This is a genomic window from Microbacterium sp. 2MCAF23 (assembly GCF_052115565.1).
In the GTDB taxonomy this organism is placed as follows: Bacteria; Actinomycetota; Actinomycetes; order Actinomycetales; family Microbacteriaceae; genus Microbacterium.
Genome location: NZ_JBFRGY010000013.1, coordinates 158261 through 176782 on the forward strand (window position 1 = coordinate 158261; position 18522 = coordinate 176782).

Annotated in this window: 17 protein-coding genes; 8 read left to right on the forward strand and 9 right to left on the reverse strand. The window is 70.0% G+C overall.

Going from position 1 to position 18522, the window contains the following annotated elements; translation table 11 throughout:
• Positions 1-111: 111 nt before the first annotated feature.
• The 4 genes from AB4078_RS14710 to AB4078_RS14725 form a co-directional block, all read right to left on the reverse strand.
• Positions 112-1014, reverse strand: a complete 903-nt coding sequence (locus AB4078_RS14710) for a response regulator transcription factor (protein ID WP_441977741.1) — start codon at positions 1012-1014, stop codon at positions 112-114.
• A gap of 104 nt (positions 1015-1118) precedes the next feature.
• Positions 1119-1607, reverse strand: a complete 489-nt coding sequence (gene tsaE / locus AB4078_RS14715; RefSeq protein ID WP_441977742.1) for a tRNA (adenosine(37)-N6)-threonylcarbamoyltransferase complex ATPase subunit type 1 TsaE — start codon at positions 1605-1607, stop codon at positions 1119-1121.
• Positions 1604-2713 (reverse strand): alanine racemase, encoded by a 1110-nt coding sequence (gene alr / locus AB4078_RS14720; RefSeq protein ID WP_441977743.1) that lies wholly within the window; start codon positions 2711-2713, stop codon positions 1604-1606. Before alr ends, tsaE begins: the two co-directional genes overlap by 4 nt.
• Positions 2710-3084 (reverse strand): holo-ACP synthase, encoded by a 375-nt coding sequence (locus AB4078_RS14725; RefSeq protein WP_441977744.1) that lies wholly within the window; start codon positions 3082-3084, stop codon positions 2710-2712. Before AB4078_RS14725 ends, alr begins: the two co-directional genes overlap by 4 nt.
• A 286-nt stretch (positions 3085-3370) precedes the next feature.
• On the opposite strand from AB4078_RS14725, the gene AB4078_RS14730 reads away from it, so the two are divergent.
• A complete protein-coding gene (locus tag AB4078_RS14730) occupies positions 3371-4198 on the forward strand; it encodes a DUF559 domain-containing protein (protein WP_441977745.1) in 828 nt (275 codons plus the stop codon).
• 215 nt (positions 4199-4413) lie between these two features.
• Here the strand turns inward: AB4078_RS14730 and glmS are convergent, their stop codons facing one another.
• From glmS to coaA, 3 genes are all read right to left on the reverse strand, one after another.
• Positions 4414-6264 (reverse strand): glutamine--fructose-6-phosphate transaminase (isomerizing), encoded by a 1851-nt coding sequence (glmS, locus tag AB4078_RS14735; RefSeq protein ID WP_441977746.1) that lies wholly within the window; start codon positions 6262-6264, stop codon positions 4414-4416.
• Between the two features lie 74 nt (positions 6265-6338).
• Positions 6339-7208 carry a helix-turn-helix domain-containing protein gene (locus tag AB4078_RS14740; protein ID WP_441977747.1) on the reverse strand — a complete coding sequence of 290 codons (870 nt, stop codon included), beginning with the start codon at positions 7206-7208 and terminating at the stop codon, positions 6339-6341.
• A gap of 120 nt (positions 7209-7328) precedes the next feature.
• Positions 7329-8294: a type I pantothenate kinase gene (gene coaA, locus AB4078_RS14745; protein ID WP_441977748.1), complete on the reverse strand. Its 966-nt coding sequence runs from the start codon at positions 8292-8294 to the stop codon at positions 7329-7331.
• Positions 8295-8527: 233 nt separating this feature from the next.
• Between coaA and AB4078_RS14750 the strand changes: the two genes are divergently transcribed.
• The 5 genes from AB4078_RS14750 to AB4078_RS14770 all read left to right on the forward strand — a co-directional run bounded on the left by AB4078_RS14750 (position 8528) and on the right by AB4078_RS14770 (position 13124).
• Positions 8528-9184 carry a hypothetical protein gene (locus AB4078_RS14750; protein WP_441977749.1) on the forward strand — a complete coding sequence of 219 codons (657 nt, stop codon included), beginning with the start codon at positions 8528-8530 and terminating at the stop codon, positions 9182-9184.
• A gap of 16 nt (positions 9185-9200) precedes the next feature.
• Complete coding sequence (locus AB4078_RS14755; protein ID WP_441977750.1) at positions 9201-10214, forward strand: MauE/DoxX family redox-associated membrane protein; 1014 nt, start codon at positions 9201-9203, stop codon at positions 10212-10214.
• A gap of 57 nt (positions 10215-10271) precedes the next feature.
• Positions 10272-11231, forward strand: a complete 960-nt coding sequence (locus AB4078_RS14760) for a Ppx/GppA phosphatase family protein (protein ID WP_441977751.1) — start codon at positions 10272-10274, stop codon at positions 11229-11231.
• 46 nt (positions 11232-11277) lie between these two features.
• Positions 11278-12138: an arsenate reductase/protein-tyrosine-phosphatase family protein gene (locus AB4078_RS14765; protein WP_441977752.1), complete on the forward strand. Its 861-nt coding sequence runs from the start codon at positions 11278-11280 to the stop codon at positions 12136-12138.
• 212 nt (positions 12139-12350) lie between these two features.
• A complete protein-coding gene (locus AB4078_RS14770) occupies positions 12351-13124 on the forward strand; it encodes a helix-turn-helix domain-containing protein (RefSeq protein WP_441977753.1) in 774 nt (257 codons plus the stop codon).
• A gap of 24 nt (positions 13125-13148) precedes the next feature.
• Here the strand turns inward: AB4078_RS14770 and AB4078_RS14775 are convergent, their stop codons facing one another.
• Together AB4078_RS14775 and AB4078_RS14780 are read right to left on the reverse strand one after the other, a co-directional pair.
• Complete coding sequence (locus AB4078_RS14775) at positions 13149-14228, reverse strand: PqqD family peptide modification chaperone (RefSeq protein ID WP_441977771.1); 1080 nt, start codon at positions 14226-14228, stop codon at positions 13149-13151.
• A complete protein-coding gene (locus AB4078_RS14780; RefSeq protein ID WP_441977754.1) occupies positions 14228-15706 on the reverse strand; it encodes a polysaccharide biosynthesis tyrosine autokinase in 1479 nt (492 codons plus the stop codon). Before AB4078_RS14780 ends, AB4078_RS14775 begins: the two co-directional genes overlap by 1 nt.
• Before the next feature lie 124 nt (positions 15707-15830).
• Here AB4078_RS14780 and lepB point away from each other — a divergent pair, with 124 nt between their 5' ends.
• Complete coding sequence (lepB, locus tag AB4078_RS14785) at positions 15831-16547, forward strand: signal peptidase I (RefSeq protein ID WP_441977755.1); 717 nt, start codon at positions 15831-15833, stop codon at positions 16545-16547.
• Between the two features lie 330 nt (positions 16548-16877).
• Complete coding sequence (locus tag AB4078_RS14790; protein ID WP_441977756.1) at positions 16878-18410, forward strand: sugar transferase; 1533 nt, start codon at positions 16878-16880, stop codon at positions 18408-18410.
• The last annotated feature ends 112 nt before the right edge of the window (positions 18411-18522 follow it).

Below are 18522 nucleotides of genomic sequence, written 5' to 3' on the forward strand. Positions count from 1 at the left end.
CGATCATCGGGATCGCCGACGGGGCGCCGACATCGGGATCGGCGCCTCCGTCATGCCGCCCGCCGATCTTCGCTCGCCGGAGCCGCGCGTACCCCCGTCGGGCACAGCCGATCAGACTCCGGCGGATGCCTCGTCCGCGTGCGCGGTGAGCCGGTAGCCCACCCCGCGGACGGTCTCGATGTAGCGCGGATCCGCGGTGCTGTCGCCGATCTTGCGACGGAGATTGGCCATATGCGCCTCGATCGCCCGCTTGTCCGGCTCGCCCACGTACGACGCGGATCCGAACGCCTCCCCGCGCAGCACGAGTGCCAGATCCGCCTTGCTGCGCACCCGGCGCTTCGACTCGAGCAGGGTCGCGAGCAGATCGAACTCGGTGGGGGTCAGATCGACCTCGCGCTGCGCGACGACCACCGTGTGCGTCACCGGATCGAGGCTGATGTCGCGGTGCACGCGCCACTGGCCCGCCGTGCCGGGGAGTGCGATCGCGGGCGTGAGCGAGGGGTTGCGAGCCGGAGCCTGCTGGCCGTCGACAGGAATCCCGTGCGCGGGTGTCTGACCTGCTCCGCGCGCGGGCTGCGGGGCCGCGCCTGTCCCGGCGTGGACCGTCCCAGCACGACCTGTCCCCGCCGGGTGCGCGTTGCGCGGGCGGCGCAGGAGCGCCTCGATGCGGGCGCGGAGCTCACGGGGGCGGAACGGCTTGACGAGGTACTCGTCGGCGCCGGAGGTGAGCCCGAGCACGACATCGGACTCCTCGCCGAGGGCGGACAGCATGATGATGAACGTCGCACTGACGGCGCGGATCCGCCGGGCCGCCTCGAAGCCGTCGATGCCGGGGAGGTTGATGTCGAGCGTCGTGATGATCGGCTCGTGCTCGGCGACCGCGGCGACGCCCTCCAGGCCCGTGCCGGCGAGCACCGTGCGGAATCCGGCGGAACGGAACACCTCGTCGAGCAGGGAGCGGACGTCCGGATCATCCTCGATGATGACCGCGGTCTTCGTGTCGTCTTCAGTCATGCTCTTCCCTGCGCTCGGTCGTCTGCATCATATCGATATGCTCGCGACACGCGTCCGGCGGCCGATCCTTTCGGCGGCGTTCCCACCGGCCACAGAACCCCGTCTCAGCGGACGGTCGCGCGAGTGATCGTCACGACCCGAGGCGCATCGGCGTCGAGCTCTTCCGCGGAGAGGTCATCGGCGCCGGCGCCGACCGGGCGCTCCAGCTCGATATCCCACCAGGCATCGGCGAGCTCCTCGGCCATGCCGCGCCCCCACTCCACCACGACGACGGATCCGGGCACGTCGACGTCGAGATCGTCCAGCTCGGCGGCGGATCCGAGCCGGTACGCGTCCATGTGCACGAGCGGGGCACGGCCGACCAGGGACGGGTGCGTGCGGGCGATCACGAACGTCGGGCTCTGCACCGGGCCGCGCACGCCGAGCCCCTCCGCCAGCCCGCGCGTGAACGTGGTCTTGCCCGCGCCGAGCGGACCGGTGAGGATCAGCACGTCGCCCGCGACCAGGTCGGATCCGATCCGCCGGCCGAGCTCCTCCATGGCCTCGGCCGTACGGATCTCATGACAGCCCGCGAGGTCATCCAGCGCGGTCACGACACGCTCCGGCGCGGCACACGCGGGCCGATCCTCGTCACGATCTCGTAGTCGATCGTGTCGGCAGCGTTCCCCCAGTCCCGAGCGGAGGGCACCCCGAGCGTGGGGTCGCCGAACAGCACCACCTCGTCGCCCACGGCGACCGGATCGTCTCCGACATCGACCAGGAACTGGTCCATCGCGATGCGGCCGGCGACCGTGTACCGGCGGCCGCCGATCTGCACCGGACCGCGCCCGGACGCTTGCCGCGGCACGCCGTCCGCGTAGCCCAGCGGGACCAGCGCCAGCGTGGTCTCCGACTCGGTGCGGTGCGTGTAGCCGTACGACACGCCCGTGCCCGCGGGCACCCGGCGCACGGCCGCGACCGCGCCGCGCAGCGTCATCGCGGGGCGCAGTCCAAGATCGCTCGGGCTGCGGTCGTCGAACGGACTGACGCCGTACAGGCCGATCCCGATGCGCACCGCGTCGAGCCGGGTCTCAGGCAGGTCGATGGCCGCAGCCGTCGCGGCGAGGTGGCGCATCTCAGGGTGGATCCCGTTCGCCCCGGCCTCGGCGCACGCCTCCTCGAAGGCGGCGAGGGCGGCGCGGTCGTCCTCGGGCGAGGTGTTGGACACATGGCTGAACAGGCCGACGATGCGCACACGGCCGATCCGCTCGAGACGCGCGGCTTCGGCGAGCAGGCGAGAGCGGTCGGCGGGCGCGATGCCGTTGCGGCTCAGGCCCGTCTCGAACTTGAGGTGCACCCGGACCGGATCCGATCCACGGCTGGCTTCGGCGGCGGCGAGCAGCTGCTCGAGGCTCGAGATGCCCAGGTCGAGGCCGCTCGCGGCGGCGTCATCGAAGCGGCGGCCGGGGGCGTGCAGCCATGCCAGGATCCTGGCGTTGATGCCCTGGCGGCGCAGCTCGAGCCCCTCCTCGACCGTGGCGACGCCGAGGCTGCCGGCGCCGCCTGCGAGCGCGGCGACCGCGGCGTCAGCCGCACCGTGGCCGTAGGCGTTCGCCTTGACGACACCGATGACCTCGACGCCCGTCAGCCGGCGCAGGTGGCGGGTGTTGTCGCTGATCGCGTCGAGGTCGATCGTGGCCTCGCGGAACGGGGCGGTCATGCCTGGTCCTCCCCCGTCGCACGAGCCTCCGCCACCACGTACGCCGCGGCGAGGCCCGCATCGTGCGTAAGGGAGAGGTGCAGCGTAGTGATGCCGCGCTCCGCGACAGCGGCCTGGGTGCTGCCGCTCAGCACGAAGTACGGCCGGCCCGACGGCTCCGACGCGATCTCGATCTCGATCCAGTGCACGCCGTCGGATCCGCCCAGCGCCTTGATCAGCGCCTCCTTCGCCGCGTACCGCGCGGCGAGCGACGGCAGCCGCAAACCCTGCTCCGACGGCGCGAACAGCCGCTGCATCAGACGGGGCGTGCGGGTGACGGTCCGCTCGAACCGCGGGATGTCCACGAGGTCGATGCCGGTGCCGATGATCACCGATTCAGCCTACCTGGCGGGATCCGCGGGGCCGGATCCGTCAGCGGTCCACCGGCAGGCGAGTGGAACGAGGCCTTTATCCCCTGCCTGCGGCCGTTTGGCGGCAGATCGGCCAGATGGCGGGAGTGTCACGGGGATATCTCCAGCCATCCGGGATTTCTCCCGCCACATGTCCGCCGGCGTCCGGACGCACGTTCGTCCTCCACAGCGAGGCGGCATCGGGTGTTCCGCACGGATCCAGTGATCGACCGACCGGAGCAAGGCGGGATCCGCAACGATCGGGTGCATGACGGATCCGGTCCAGCTGCTGAGGGAGCGCCATGTCGCTCGCGGGTCTGAGCTCTCGCCGTTCGGGTGCACCCGGAAACTCCTGGCGGCCGCGGCCGATCGCGGCGAGATCCGAAGGATCCGACCGGGCGTGTATGCCTCGTGGACGGCATCGTCGGATGTGGTCGCCGCTGCCGCGCACGGTGGCGCGCTCACCTGCGCCCGCGCGCTCAGCGCACACGACGTCTGGACCCCGGGCGACGACGAGCGCCCACACGTCTGGCTGGGCGCCGGAGGGCGGACGCACGAGCACCCGTCGTGCGCCTGTCTCGTTCATTACAGCGCAGGACCCATGCGGCTCGGAGTGGCCGACCTGGAGCATGCGCTGGTGCACGCGTTCCATTGCCACGGCGACGAACTCTTCTTCGCCGCGTTCGAGTCCGCCTGGAACAAGCGCCGGCTCGGATCCGAGGCGCGCCGCCGCATCCGCGCGGGTCTTCCCGCGTCAGCCCGCTGGCTGGTGGATCTCGCTCGTCCCGACGCGGAAAGCGGGCTCGAGTCCATCGTCCGGCTGCGGCTGCATCTGCTCGGGATCCGCGTGGAGTGCCAGGTGCGGATCCCCGGGGTCGGAAGGGTCGATTTCGTGGTCGAGGGCAGGGTCATCCTCGAGGCCGATGGTAAGGACAACCACGATGGATCCGGGCATCGTCACCGGGATCTGCAGCGTGACGCGGCCGCGTCACGACTGGGCTTCGAGACCCTGCGCTTCGACTACGCGATGATCATCCATCACTGGGAGACCGTCGCGGCCGCGATCCTGGCAGCTCTCACCCGCGCGCACGCCTGATTGTCGGAACGGGGCGACAAGCCCGCCGAGCCAGCTCGACGAGGGCGGCGGATCCGCTCGCGTCGGGCCAGATGGCTGGAGATCTTCCGGATGGCGGGAGAAGAAGCACCGGATCCCCCGCCATCCGGGCAAACTCCCGCCATGTGTCCCGGCCAGCCCCTGTGGAGCATGCGGGCCATGGAGCGTGCCGGCCGCGGCACATGCCCGACCGAGCCTCACTCCACGGTGACGGACTTGGCGAGGTTTCGGGGCTGGTCCACGTCCAGGCCCTTCGCGGTCGCGAGGGCCATCGCGAAGATCTGCAGCGGCACGACCGCGAGGATCGGCTCGAACAGCGCGCCTGCGAGCGGGATCCGGATGACCTCGTCGGCGAACGGCAGCACGGCCGCGTCGCCCTCCTCGGCGATCACGATCACGCGTGCGCCGCGGGCGCGGATCTCCTGGATGTTGGAGACGACCTTGGCGTGCAGCAGGGCCGAGTGCCGCGGCGACGGCACCAGCACGAACACCGGCTGGCCGGGCTCGATGAGCGCGATCGGGCCGTGCTTGAGCTCACCGGCGGCGAAGCCCTCGGCGTGGATGTAGGAGATCTCCTTGAGCTTGAGCGCACCCTCCAGCGCGATCGGGTAGCCCACGTGACGGCCGAGGAACAGCACGGAGCGGGTGTCGGCCATCCAGCCGGCGAGCTGCGTGACGTGCGCCTGCTCCTCGGTCAGCACCTCGGAGATCTTGGCCGGCAGCGCCTCGAGCTCGGCCACGGCTGCCGCGCCGTCGGCCGCGGAGAGCGTCTCGCGCACCCGGCCCGCGTGCAGGCCGAGCAGCAGCAGCGCCGTGATCTGCGCGACGAAGGCCTTGGTCGATGCGACCGCGACCTCGGGACCGGCGTGCGTGTAGACGACCGCGTCGGACTCGCGCGGGATGGTCGCGCCCTGCGTGTTGCAGATCGAGAGGGTGCGCGCACCGCGCTCGCGGGCGTACTTGACCGCCATGAGCGTGTCCATGGTCTCGCCGGACTGACTGATCGACACGACCAGCGTGTTCGCGCCGATCACCGGGTCCCGGTAGCGGAACTCGTGAGCGAGCTCGACATCGACGGGCACCCGGGCCCACTGCTCCAGCGCATACTTGCCGACCATGGCCGCGTACGACGCGGTGCCGCAGGCCGTGATGATGATGCGGTCGATGCCGCGGAACAGGTCATCGGATCCGTCCAGCTCCGGAATCACGACGGCGCCGTCCCGCACCCGGCCGCGGATCGTGTTGGCGACGGCGTCGGGCTCCTCCGCGACCTCCTTGGCCATGAAGCTCGGCCAGCCGCCCTTCTCGGCGGAGGTGGCGTCCCAGGAGACCTCGAACGGCTCCGGGGTCACCGTGTTGCCCGCGAAGTCCGTGACCGTGACCTCGGACGGCGTGATCGCGACGATCTCGTCCTGGCCGATCGCGAGCGCACGACGGGTGTGCTCGACGAAGGCGGCGACATCGGATCCGAGGAAGTTCTCTCCGTCGCCGAGGCCGATCACGAGCGGCGAGTTGCGGCGCGCGGCGACGACGAGGCCCGGCTCGTCCTGGTGCACGGCGAGGAGTGTGAAGGCACCCTCGAGGCGGTTCACGACGGCACGGAACGCCTCCTGGAGATCACCCGTGCGGCGGTACTCGCGGCCGACGAGAGCGGCGGCGACCTCGGTGTCGGTCTCGCTGCGGAACGTCACGCCCTCGGTCTCGAGCTCGGCGCGCAGGGCAGCGAAGTTCTCGATGATGCCGTTGTGGATCAGTGCCAGCTTGTCGTCGTCGGCGAGGTGCGGGTGCGCGTTCGCATCGGTCGGTCCGCCGTGCGTGGCCCACCGGGTGTGCCCGATGCCGGTGCTGCCATCGGCGAGCGCGGCGTCCACGAGGGAGTCGCGCAGCATCTGGAGCTTGCCGGCCTTCTTGCGCATGCCGAGTGATCCGGCCTCATCGATGACGGCGATGCCGGCCGAGTCGTACCCGCGGTATTCGAGGCGGGCGAGGCCCGCGAGCAGGATGTCCTGGCTGGGGCGCGGCCCCACATATCCGACGATTCCACACATGCGTTCCAGGGTAGGGCCGCTGTTTTGCGCAGGCCCCATACGAAACCCGGCTGGATCCGGTTCCCCCGGAGTATTCAGACCGTTGCGGCTCGGCGTACCTTGCGCGGCGACGGAAGCCCGGCCAAGGAGAACGCGCGGCGAAGGCCCGCTGCGTCCGAGAACCCCGCGTGCTCGGCGATCTCCGCGAGGCCCAGACCAGTGTGGTCCTCGTCGCGCAACAGCTCTCTGGCGAGCTCCACTCTGATCCGTCGAAGTTCGTCGGCCGGGGCGCTGCCCTCGGCCGCGAACAGGCGCTGCAGCTGTCGCACCGAAAGGTGCATGTCCCGGGCGAGGGCGGACACGCCGAATCCGCGCTCGGATCTCCGCACGAGCATCACTGAGCGCGCCCGGTCGATCCGCGAGATCCTTCCTGTGCCGGCGGGGCGAGGAGCAGCCTCGACGAGCACGCCGAACGCCATCTCGACGACCAGTCGCTCCACCAGGTGATCCGTGGTCACGGCAGGCTCGGAGTGCCCGGTCAGCAGCGACTCCAGAAACGCCTGGAGCCCGCGCACCAGGGCGCTCGGCGGGATCACCTCCCCCGGCGCACGCAGCTCCGACTCGATCTCCGCGAGCGCGTGCCAAGGCACCCACACGCACGTCACGGCGCCGGATCCGGACGCAACGATCTGGGTGACGCGATGCGGATGCAGGAAGCACAGCGCCCCCGGCTGCACCTCTTGCGCCGGCCCTTCCCCCCGCGCGACCGTCAGCGGCATCTCAGCGGTCATCAGCACGGCCGTCTCACCGCCGCCGGAGGGCTGCGCAGGCCACGACCACTCCGCAGATTCCCGCGCATGCTGACGCGTCACCAGCACATCGCGGAAGCTCCGCGCGGCGAGCGCAGGCTCGTATCCCGCCCCCGGCGCGTGCGCAGCGGCACGGGCATCTCGAACGTTCCCCATCGTCGACCTCCCACAGGTCCCGCGGGTGCAACTCCCCAGCCGCACAGGCCCGCGTCAAGGACACTCTACGCGACGAATCGCGTCACGGCGATCATCTTTTTGCGACGGATCCGGGCTGTGTCAGAGCTTGCGCAGCAGCACCGACTCCACGGCGTGCGAGGCACCCTTGTTGAGCACGAGGGTGGCGCGGTGCTTCGTGGGCATCACGTTCTCGATGAGGTTCGGCAGGTTGATCTCGTTCCAGTACCCCATCGCGGTGGTGACCGCTTCCTCGTCGGTGAGGTGTGCGAAGACGTTGAAGTACGACGACGGGTTCGTGAAGGCGCCCTGGCGCAGGGCGAGGAAGCGGTCGACGTACCACTGCGCGATGTGGTCGAGCTCGGCGTCGACGTAGATCGAGAAGTCGAACAGGTCGCTCACGGCGACGTCGTTCGGGGCGGGCGGCGGCTGCAGCACGTTCAGGCCCTCGACGATCACGACGTCGGGCCGGCGCACCACGACGTGCGCGTCGGGCACGATGTCGTAGCGGATGTGCGAATAGAAGGGTGCGCGCACCTCGGCGGCGCCGCTCTTCACCTTCGTGAGGAACTCGATCAGCGCGCGCCGGTCGTACGACTCCGGGAAGCCTTTGCGGTCCATGATGCCGCGGCGCTCGAGTTCCGCGTTGGGGTACAGGAAGCCGTCGGTGGTGACCAGCTCGACCCGTGGCGTGCCCGGCCAGCGGCTCATGAGCTCACGCAGCAGTCGGGCGATCGTCGATTTGCCGACCGCCACGGATCCGGCCACGCCGACGACGAAGGGCGTGGTGTCGTCATCCTCACGGAGGAACTGGTTGGTCGCCTCGCCGAGGCGCTTGGTCGAGGTGGCGTACAGGCTCAGCAGGCGGCTGAGCGGCAGGTAGACCTCCTTCACCTCGGTCGGGTCGAGCCGGTCGCCGATGCCTCGGATCTCGACGACCTCGGTCTCGCTGAGCGGCTGGTCGAGGTCGGCGGCGAGGCGCGCCCAGTCCGCGCGGTCGATGCGACGGTACGGCGACAGCGACGGCAGCGTCTGCGGCGCGAGGGGATCGGAGCTCACGGGCTCCATCGTATCGGCGCCTGACGCGGGCTCCGGAGTCGGTGATCCACCGATAGCGCACGATCAGAAAGAGACCGCGTTCGATCAGACCGCGACCCAGCGACCAACGGACTCACAGCAAAACGCCAGCCTGGCGGGGTAGGCCGCGCCGTCGGGAGTTTCCCGAACTGTCGTCGGTGCTTTCACCGGGTCGGCTCCTTCCCCACAGGTGCCGCATCCGTCCCCAACACCGGAGGTATGTCTTGGAAGAATCCACTAAGTCCACCAGCGGCATCAGCCGTCGCACCCTCGTGAAGGGCGCCGCGTGGTCGGTGCCCGTCGTCGCCGCTGCGATCGCTGTTCCCGCCCAGGCCGCCTCGCTGCCGCAGGGCGTGGATGTGTCCGTCACCGGCGCCTGCGCAGGCAACTACGACTTGTCGGTGCTCACCGCCCTCGTCGGTGCCGGAACCGTCGGACTTGTTCAGACCCTGGTCCTGCAGCCCCTTGGCCTCACGCCGAACCCGCGTCGGACGTTCACGATCACCGCCCAGCAGGGCACCATCCCGGCGGGTACGCGCTTCCAGCTCGACTACCCTGCGCTGATCAACCTGAACCTCGGCACGCTCAACAACATCCTGACCGCGGCCGCGCTCAACGTCGTCAGCACGGGCAACACTTCCGCGGTCTTCACCACGAATGCGGCGATCCCCCAGGGCAGCTCGATCTCGTTCAACGTCGCCGGCGCGATCCCGACCGCCGACCTCGGCGTCGCGTCGACCGTCACGCTGACGCTGCTCGACACGGATCACCCGAACCCGGCGCCCGGTGGCCCGAACTCCGCGTCCATCTCCAGCCTCGCCGCCGCGGCCGTGAGCCTGGCTCCGGTCTTCGCCGGCACGCTCGCCGTCCAGCTCTGCTGACGTTAGATTCGGATTCATGACGCTGAGCCCTGTCGAGATCGCTGTGCTGTTCTCGACAGGGCTCAGCGCGTTCGTGTTCGCGCTCTCGGGCGCGACCAAACTGGGGCGCACGGATACGACCCTCGCCGCCATGACCGCGCTGCACGTACCTGCGCTGCTGCGGCGGCGCATCGTGGCCGGAGCACTCCCGTGGGCAGAGCTCCTGCTGGCGCTGCTGCTGATCGTGACCGCCGGACCGCTGCGCAGCCTGTTCGCCGCGCTGGCCGCGGTCGCGCTCGTCTTGTTCAGCGGACTCTTGATCGGAGTGCTCCGCCGCGGCGAGCAGGCCTCCTGCGGATGCTTCGGCACGCTCTCCGCCGAAGACACCATCACCTGGTGGGCGGTCGTCCGCAACGCATTCCTCGTCGTCTGCGCTGTCGCGATCGCGGTTCTCGGCGCGGCCAGCGCTCCGTTCTTCGCCGCACTCGCGGGGCTGCCCATATCCGCCGTGCTGACTCTCGTCGTGCTCTGGCTCGTCACCGCCGTCATCGTGCTCATCCGTACGATCGTGGTGCTCCATCACCGCCCGACGGGCACCGACGTCGGCCCTGCACCGGTGGAGGCCCAGGACGCGGTGGCGGGCATGGGCGACCCCATCCCCGCCACCGAGGTCGTGTCGATCGACGGCCGCACGCGCCAGCTCCGCACGATCTCCCTGGTCGCGCCCACCGTGCTGCTCTTCCTCAGCGCCGAGTGCTCTTCCTGCCGCGAAGCCGCCGCCCGGATCCCGGACTGGCAGGCTGCCCTCGGCCCCGTGCAGATCCGTGTGATCACCTCATCCGATCCCTCTGCGTTGCGCGAGCGTCTTCCGGAGACCACCGGCATCGCCTATTTCGGCAGCGCGGCGACGAAGCAGGCGCTGGCCGTCCCCGGTTCTCCGTCGGCGGTGCTGATCGGAGCCCGCACGAGCCCGGTGGTCGGCTCCCCCGTGGTCCGCGGCGTCGCGGAGATCGATGCCCTCGTGCGAAGCATCGCTGCCGCCCGCACCTGACCGGCGCCGGCGCCGCGGATCGCCTCGTGGTTCACACGTACCGAGTAGTCTTCGTCCGTGCGTCTCGGAGTGCTCGACATCGGATCCAACACCGTCCATCTGCTCGCGGCCGATGTGCATCCCGGTGGCAGGCCGCTGGCGACCACGAGCGCTCGCTCCGTGCTGCGTCTCATGCGCTTTCTCACCCCATCAGGCGCGATCAGCGACGAGGGCGTGCAGGCCCTTGAGTCCGCAGTACGGCAAGCGCGCGCGATCGCCGAGAAGGAGAACGTCGACGCCCTTCTCGCCACCGCGACGAGCGCCGTCCGCGAGGCGGCGAACGGCGCCGAGGTGATCGCCCGGGTCGAGGCCGCACTCGGGCAGCCGCTGCAGGTGCTCGACGGCGAGACCGAGGCCCGGCTGACGTTCCTCGCGGTGCGTCGCTGGTTCGGTTGGGCCGCCGGGCAGATCCTGTTGTTCGACATCGGCGGCGGATCCTTCGAGATCGCGGCGGGATCCGAGGAGCTCCCCGATATCGCCGCTTCCGTGCCGCTCGGCGCGGGACGCTCGACGCTGATGTTCCTGCCTGACGATCCGCCGGGCGAGGAGGCCGTGGAACGTCTTCGGGAGCACGCTGCCGACGTGTTCGCGCCCGTCGCCGCGCGGTTCTTCGCGCTGCCCCGCCCCGCCCACGTGGTCGGCTCGTCCAAGGCGATCCGATCTCTCGCCCGGCTCGTGGGCTATCAGGCGCCGGGCCCGTCGACAGGCTCAGGGACTGAGGGGTACGAGCGGATGCTCCTGCCGCGTCAGTCGCTCGGATCCTGGATCCCGCGTCTCGCGCGTCTGCCCGCCTCTGCGCGGCAGGAGCTGCCCGGGATCACGCCGGACCGCACGTTTCAGATCGTGGCGGCCGCCGTCGTGCTGCACACCGCGATGACGGCGATGAAGGTGGACGAGCTCGAGGTGTCACCCTGGGCGCTGCGCGAGGGAGTTCTGCTGCGCTACATCGAGGATCGTGCGCACGACGACGGCAGGTGACCTGTCGCCCTCACCCCACTGCCGGCCGAGCCCCTAGCCTGGTGTCATGAATGACGCGACTCACGGACCTGTGGATCCGGCTCCCGCTCCGCAGGAGTCCGCGGAGCCCCTCACCCGCCGCGAGTTGCGTCAGCGCCGGGAAGCCGCTGCCATCGTGGCGGCGTCCCGCCCGCGCCCCGGTTCCGAAAACGATGCGACCTCCGCGGATCCGATGCCCGCGCCCACCGATCCGGCGGCCTCGGCGCCGACCGCGGGACCACCAGGGGGAGCTTCGTTCGGTTCGCTCGCCGGCATGTTCGCGGACACCGCGGTACCGGTGTCGGCGCTGCCGACCGTGCTGACCGTATGCACCGGCAACATCTGCCGCTCGCCGCTCGCCGAGTCACTGCTGCGCACCCGCCTTACCGACCTCGACCTGCGCGTGCACAGTGCCGGCACCCATGCCCTGATCGGGCACGCGATGACGGATCCCGCGCAGCAGCTCGCGCGCGACCGCGGAGTGGACCCCGCAATCGCGCAGGCGCATCGCGCCCGGCTGCTCACGGAACCGCTGCTGGACGACGCCGACCTGATCCTCACGATGACGGCGGATCAGCGAGAGGACGCCGTGCAGCTGCTCCCGCGGCGCCTGCACCGGGTCTTCGCGGCAAGGGAGTTCGCGCGGCTCGCCGCGGGGCTCGACGACGCACGGCTGCGCGCGATCGCCGAGGGCGCAGGCCTGCATCCCCGGGACCGCCTCGTCGCAGTCGTCGAAGCGGTCGCAGACCTGCGGGGAGGATCCATGCCGAAGTCCGAGGACGTGATCGACCCCTATCGCCGCCCGGCAGCGGTGTACGAAGAGTCGGCCGCACAGCTCGTGCCCGCACTGGACGAGGTGGAACGGGTGATTCGCGCCGCACTGGCGTGATCGGCACCCTCTGACGCGCTGAGTCGGTCGCTCTTGCGCAACGGCTTCCCGAAACGGCGCGATCCTCTGCGCAAGACCCGCCATACTGGTCGCGGGGACGATCTCCCCCGGCCTATGTCGTCCGAAAGGGTTCTCTCGTCGCCGTGTCATCCGCCTCCGCCGGCCTCCTGCTGGAATCGCATCTGGGCCTCTCCTCACACCATGCAGGCCTCGTGAGCGCGCGCATTTTCCGCTCGATCCTCGTCACCGCGCATCGTCCGCAGCTGACCACGTGGACCTGGCGCGAAGCCGTGCCCGATGAGCCGCATGCTGCTGTGCTCTTCCCCAGCGGCGAGGCGCCCGACGGATCTCCCCAGCCGATCGCGCGGTTCATTCCGCCGCAGACCGGCGGGAGCATCGAGTGGAGCCGACCGTCCGAGGTCATCGTCGTGTGGGTTCCCGTCGACACCCTGCGGGAGTTCATCCACGACGCGCCGCTGCGCCCGCTCACTCTGCAGCCGACCCCGATGGTCCAGGCGTTCCGCGCATTCACCCTTGCGATCGCACGGAACGCGGAGGACACCACGTCGATCTCGCGATACGCCATCGAGCGTCTGCTGGCCGAGATGGTGTTCGGTGCGCTGCTCGAGGTGTTCGCAGGCAACCTGCCGGAACGCGGACAGGCCCCTCTGACGGATCGCGCGCGCTCCACCATGCTGCTGCATCGGGACGATCCGCAGTTCACGATCGCCGAGCTCGCGTCGGAGCTGCACGTATCGCTGCGCCACCTTCAGCGGGCGTTCGCGAAGCTGGGCACCACACCGGGTGACGCACTGCGGCGTCTGCGTGTCGAGCTCGCGGAATCGCTGCTGCGCAACGCGGACTACGAGGTGCTCTCGATCGAGGAGATCGCGGCGCACTCCGGCTTTTCGAGCGGGCTGCAGCTGCGCCGGGCGCTGCGCGCCGAAGGTCTGCCGTCCCCGACGAGGATCCGCCCGAGCCACTGACCTGCGCCCGACATCGCCGAGGGTTCAGCGTCGGCGCAGCACTCCGGCGTCGACCAGCTTGCCGAGTGCCGCCTGGACCAGCTCGCGCGGCTCGCCGTGCGCCGGCGCCCCGAACTCCGCCACGACGTCGGCGACGATCTCGTCGGCGGTGCGGCCGGCACGCAACGAGTCCCAGATCACCGGCGCGATGCCATCGAGCACGTGCACCCAGCGTTGTGCGAGCACGACGACGCGATCGCCGCAGCGGATGGCGTCGGCCACCGCAGAGAGGTCGAACTCGCGGTTCTCCCCTGCGGGTGCCGGCGCCCAGGCCTCATGCACCCAGGCGTGATCCAGCAGTCGCGGCAGAATCGGCGGCACCGTTGTCGCCTCAGGATAGGTCAGCCGCACCACGCCGCCGATGCGGTCGCAGAGCGCCGCGAGCGTCTGCAGCGGCGTCGGCAGTTCGGCGAGGTAGCTCATCTGCGGGGCGAGTTCGGCGATCGCCTCCGGGAATGGCACCTGCTCGATCACCGGATCCGGCTGCTCGGCGTCGCGGGTGATCAGCACAAGGGCGGTGAGAGCGAGCGGCGCCTCAGGCACGGGATGCAAGCCGGCGGCGTCGGGCGAGATCTGCTCTTTGGGCCGCCCCGCTCGCACGACGGAGAGCGGCTTCCGGTACGGCAGCACGGAGAGCGCCAGGTCCACCGCGATCGTCTCGTCGGAGATGTAGCCGTGCACCGCCCCCAGCGCGCGGCTGAGCGTGGTCTTGCCGCGGCCGGAGGGCCCGACGAACGCGGCGACCCTGCCGGCCGGATCCGCGACGCCGCAGGCGTGGAAGAGGAACAGCTCGCCGCTGCGGCAGCTCAAAGCCGCGAGCGTGACCTGCACGGTGAGCGACTCGGCGAGCACGTCCGGATGCGGCCCGGCGACGACAGGGACTATGGCGCCGGGCTCGATGGTGTCGACGTAGGGAAGGCGAGCGCCGGCCCACGAAGCCCGGATCCCCTCAACCGTGTCGCCAGGGAGGTCGTCGTCGAAGGTCAGCCGGATCCGCACGCCGAACGCACCGACATCGAGCGGCTCGTACCCGGGATGTCGCGACGCGGCATCGTCCGGCGTCATCACGCCGTCTCCGCGGTCTCCCGACGACGAGAGCTCTCGCTGCGGACCGGGCCCGACGGCAGTTCCTGCTCGTCGTTGCGGTAGTAGTCGCCGTGGTACTGGTAACCGTAATACGCGGCACCGCTGCCGCGGCGCGGGATGCGGTTCAGCACCAGGCCGAGCGCACGCGCGCCCGCACGCTCGAGGTTGCCGATGGCCTTGCCCAGCACCTCGTACGTGGTCTTGCCCACGGTGCTCACGATGATCGCACCGTCCGCGCTGTGCGCAAGCACGGCAGCGTCAGTGACGGGGATGAGCGGCGGGGCGTCGATGATGACGATGGCCTCGCGGGCGATCGACTTCAGCAGTTCCCGCATGCGGGCGGATCCGAGCACCTCGCTCGGATTCGGCGGAACCTTGCCTGCCGTGACCACGAGCAGCTGACCGTTGCCGAAGCGCTGGGCGACCTCGGCGATCGTCGCCCGGCCCGCGAGCACATCGGAGATACCGGCGCCCTTGGGCAGGCCGAAGACGGTATCGATCATGGGACGACGCAGGTCGCCATCGATGAGCACGACCGGCTGCCCGCTCGAAGCCAGGGTGACCGCGAGGTTCGAGGAGATCGTCGACTTGCCGTCGCCAGGCAGCGGGCTGGTGACCACGATGATGCGCGGCGGGTTGTCGACATCCATGTACTGCAGGTTGGTGCGCAGCTCGCGCATGGCCTCGCCGATGCCGAAGAGGTGCGCACCGTCGCTGCCCTGCCTGGTGCCGCCATCGAAGGGCAGCAGGCGGTTGTCGGCGGTGAACGTCTTCTCTTCGGGGATCGTGCCGACGACCGGCTTGCCGGTCTCGCGCTCCACCTGCTCGACGGAGCGGATCCGACGGTCGAGGGTGTAGCGCAGCAGTCCGTACCCGACCGCCAGGGCGAGGCCGATCAGGGCTCCGAGTGCGAGTGCGAGCTTGGTGTTGGGTGATGACGGCGCATCCGGCAGGCGCGCAGAGTCGATCGGGCTGAGGAAGACAGCGCCCTTCTTCGCGGGATCCGCGGTCTCGAGGCGATTGACCTCCGCGCCCATCGAACGCACCCACGCCTCGGCGACGTCGCGGGCGCTCTCGGGCGAGGACGCTTCGGCCGTGACCTTGAGCGTCGTGGTGTCGACGGTGTTGGCGACGGTGACCTGCTTGACGAGCTTGTCCGGCGTGGTCTCGAGGTTGAGATCCTTGATCACGCCGTCCGCAACCGCGCGCGACTGACCGAGCGCGACGTAGGTCTTGACGCGTCCCGAAGTCAGGGAGTTGCCGAGCATCGCGGAGCTGAGATTGCTGTCACCGGTGTCGCCGGCTGTGTTGGCCTGCACGATCGCGGACGCGTCGGCGGTGTAGACCTTCGGCTGCAGCAGCGTCCAGCCGAAGGCGACGACGACGCCGAGGAGCGTGATCAGGACCATTCCGAGCCAATGGGCACGGAAGACCCTCAGATACTCACGCAGATCCATGTCGGCGACTTCCCCTCGCTCGGTTCACCCAGCGGAGGGCGACATTCCAATGACTTCTCGATGTTATCGGAAGGCCCAAGCGGACGCGACACGCGCGCGCTCGGCTGGAAGGCATGATGGATCCATGAGCCCCGAGGCCTCCCCCGCGCCGTCCCGTCCGCTGTGGCGACGGGTCACGGGCAGCTTCCTGTTCCAGATGTGCGCCGCGTTCGTCGTGCTCGGATTGATCCTTTCTTTCGTCGCCAAGCCCTACTGGGTGCCGTCCGGATCCATGGAGCAGTCGCTGCAGGTCGGCGACCGCGTGCTCGTGAATCGCCTCGCTTACGTCGGCGGGGCACAGCCGCACACCGGCGACATCGTCGTGTTCGACGCGGGAGCCGCCTGGGACAGCGCCCCGGCGTCCGCGGGGAGTCCGCTCGGGGCGGCCTTGCGCTGGATCGGCGAGGTGACCGGCTTCGGCCCGTCCGGGCCGCACACCCTCATCAAGCGCGTGATCGCGGGCCCTGGCCAGACTGTGCGCTGCTGCAGCTCCGACGGCCGTTTGATCGTCGACGGGAAGCCCTTGGACGAGCCGTACGTCTTCCAGGACTTCGCGTTCCATCCCCGCGCACTGGACTGCACCACCCCCTCGATGTCGCAGCGCTGCCTGCCCGAGGTCACCGTGCCTGCGGGCTCCTACCTCGTGCTCGGCGACCATCGATCGAACTCGTCGGATGGCGCCGCACAGTGCCGCGGCCGCACCACCCCCGACGCCGGCTGCTGGCGCTGGGCGCGCTCGGAGGACATCGTGGGCAAGGCGGTCGTGATCCTCTGGCCGGTCACCCGCTGGTCCGGGTTGTAACCTCCGCGAGCCCCCTGGCGATTCCGGTTCGTCGGCGCTGCGGAGCACCGATTCTGGCGTCGGGAAACCAACGATCGGATGGCGCGGAATGACCTTTCCTGGCGCGTTCTGATCGACTAGAGTCGCATCATTCGCGCAGGTCGTCTGCGCTCCTCTGCCCGACTGGGAACGGCAGAGGCGTCGGGATGTGGGATCTCGACGGTGGACGGCACCGAGGGGTCGGTCGCGCGAATTCTCCGTTCGTGGTCCGCGAGCGGCACTGGGGAAGCACTGGGGAAGGACAATGGCGCACTGGGGACTGCGTATTGCTATGGCTCGAGGAGCCACCGCATGACCTCCATGAAGGAGGCACTGGGCCTCGCAAGCCCTGGCATGTTCATGCCGCTGCCGACGCTGCAGACGAGTGACACCGTCATGGCCGACGCCGCGACAGCTCCGCGAGCATCCGCCGCGCTCCTGCGTCGGCGGGAATGGGAGCACCGCTTTCGCGAGCGCTTGCTGCTCAGCGACACCGTGACGGTGCTCAGCGCCGTCGTCGTGAGCGCTGTCATCGAGATGGGCGGGGGCGCGGCAGCATCCGATGTCGTCCTCCGCGGCATCCTGCTGGCGACGGTCTGGACGGTGCTGCTCTGCACACTGCGCACGCGCGACGCGGCCTTGTTCCGCAGAGGCGCCGAGGAGGCGAGGGCCCTGGCGATGGCCACCGCTCTATCCTTCGGCATCGTCGCCATGGCGGCGGTCCTGCTCGGGTCGGAGGCCATGCGGCCGACGATCCTCGCGGGCCTGCCGCTCGGCCTGGCAGCACTGCTGCTCGGTCGTCTCGTGTGGCGCAGCCGTCTCCAAACGCTCCGCCGGAGCGGGCGCTTCGCGTCTCGCACGCTCGTCGTGGGCAACCGCGCCGACGTCGAGTGCGCGATCCGCGCTCTGCTCCCGGCGGAGAGATCCGGCTACATGGTCGTTGGGGCGACCCTGCTGGATGGGAACGCGCGCGATCTCCTCATCGGAGACGTGCGGATCCCGGTATTCGGCAACGCGATCACGGTAGGGACCGTGGCCGCGCAGCTGAGCACCGACACAGTCGTCCTGGCGACACGTCCGGCTGGGGATCCGGACTTCGTCAAGCGACTGAGCTGGGGGTTGGAGGGCACGGCCACTGAGCTCGTGCTCTCCAATCACCTGCCCGAGGTCTCGCGCGCCCGCCTGAGGTTCTCCCGCGTGGAGGGCCTCCCGCTCATCCGCGTTCGGATCCCGCACTACGACGGGCCGGATCGAATGCTCAAGCGGATCGTGGACGTCAGTGTGGCGTCGTTGGCGCTGATCCCGATCGCGCTGCTCGCACCGGCCATCGCACTTCTCGTCAAGCTCGACTCGCCCGGCCCCGTGTTCTTCTTCCAGGAGCGGGTCGGCCGAGATGGCCGGACGTTCCGGATGGTGAAGTTCCGTTCCATGAGCACGGACGCAGAGAGCCGTCTCGCGGACCTGTCCGTACAGAACGAGGGATCCGGCCTGCTGTTCAAGATGAAGGCGGATCCGCGCGTGACGCGCGTCGGACGAGTACTGCGCAAGCTGTCGCTGGACGAGCTGCCGCAGTTCTGGAACGTCCTGATCGGCGACATGAGCGTGGTCGGCCCCCGACCGCCGCTGCCGCGAGAGGTCATCGGCTACGAGAAGGACGTGTTCCGGCGCCTCTACGTCAAGCCGGGCATCACCGGCCTCTGGCAGGTCTCGGGGCGCAGCGACCTTTCATGGGAGGAGAGCGTGCGCCTCGATCTGCGCTACGTGGAGAACTGGTCAGTCGCCGACGACCTGCACATCATGTGGCGCACGGCGAAGGTGATGATCCAGCCTCACGGAGCGTATTGAGAGACCTGCGGGCGCCGACGGCGCCCGCAGCAAGCTGGGCCCGCGGCGAGGGCCTCCCGTCGCCGTCACGTGCTCTTCCTCCCCCAGAGCATGGCGAACCCCTGGTCGCGGG

What these genes read in the sequence shown, in the direction of transcription:
- AB4078_RS14710 (WP_441977741.1), bottom strand. Translation starts at nt 1,014, where the DNA reads ATGACTGAAGACGACACGAAGACCGCGGTCATCATCGAGGATGATCCG.
- alr (WP_441977743.1), bottom strand. Translation starts at nt 2,713, where the DNA reads ATGACCGCCCCGTTCCGCGAGGCCACGATCGACCTCGACGCGATCAGC.
- AB4078_RS14730 (WP_441977745.1), top strand. Translation starts at nt 3,371, where the DNA reads ATGACGGATCCGGTCCAGCTGCTGAGGGAGCGCCATGTCGCTCGCGGG.
- glmS (WP_441977746.1), bottom strand. Translation starts at nt 6,264, where the DNA reads ATGTGTGGAATCGTCGGATATGTGGGGCCGCGCCCCAGCCAGGACATC.
- AB4078_RS14740 (WP_441977747.1), bottom strand. Translation starts at nt 7,208, where the DNA reads ATGGGGAACGTTCGAGATGCCCGTGCCGCTGCGCACGCGCCGGGGGCG.
- coaA (WP_441977748.1), bottom strand. Translation starts at nt 8,294, where the DNA reads ATGGAGCCCGTGAGCTCCGATCCCCTCGCGCCGCAGACGCTGCCGTCG.
- AB4078_RS14755 (WP_441977750.1), top strand. Translation starts at nt 9,201, where the DNA reads ATGACGCTGAGCCCTGTCGAGATCGCTGTGCTGTTCTCGACAGGGCTC.
- AB4078_RS14765 (WP_441977752.1), top strand. Translation starts at nt 11,278, where the DNA reads ATGAATGACGCGACTCACGGACCTGTGGATCCGGCTCCCGCTCCGCAG.
- AB4078_RS14775 (WP_441977771.1), bottom strand. Translation starts at nt 14,228, where the DNA reads ATGACGCCGGACGATGCCGCGTCGCGACATCCCGGGTACGAGCCGCTC.
- AB4078_RS14780 (WP_441977754.1), bottom strand. Translation starts at nt 15,706, where the DNA reads ATGGATCTGCGTGAGTATCTGAGGGTCTTCCGTGCCCATTGGCTCGGA.
- lepB (WP_441977755.1), top strand. Translation starts at nt 15,831, where the DNA reads ATGAGCCCCGAGGCCTCCCCCGCGCCGTCCCGTCCGCTGTGGCGACGG.
- AB4078_RS14790 (WP_441977756.1), top strand. Translation starts at nt 16,878, where the DNA reads ATGACCTCCATGAAGGAGGCACTGGGCCTCGCAAGCCCTGGCATGTTC.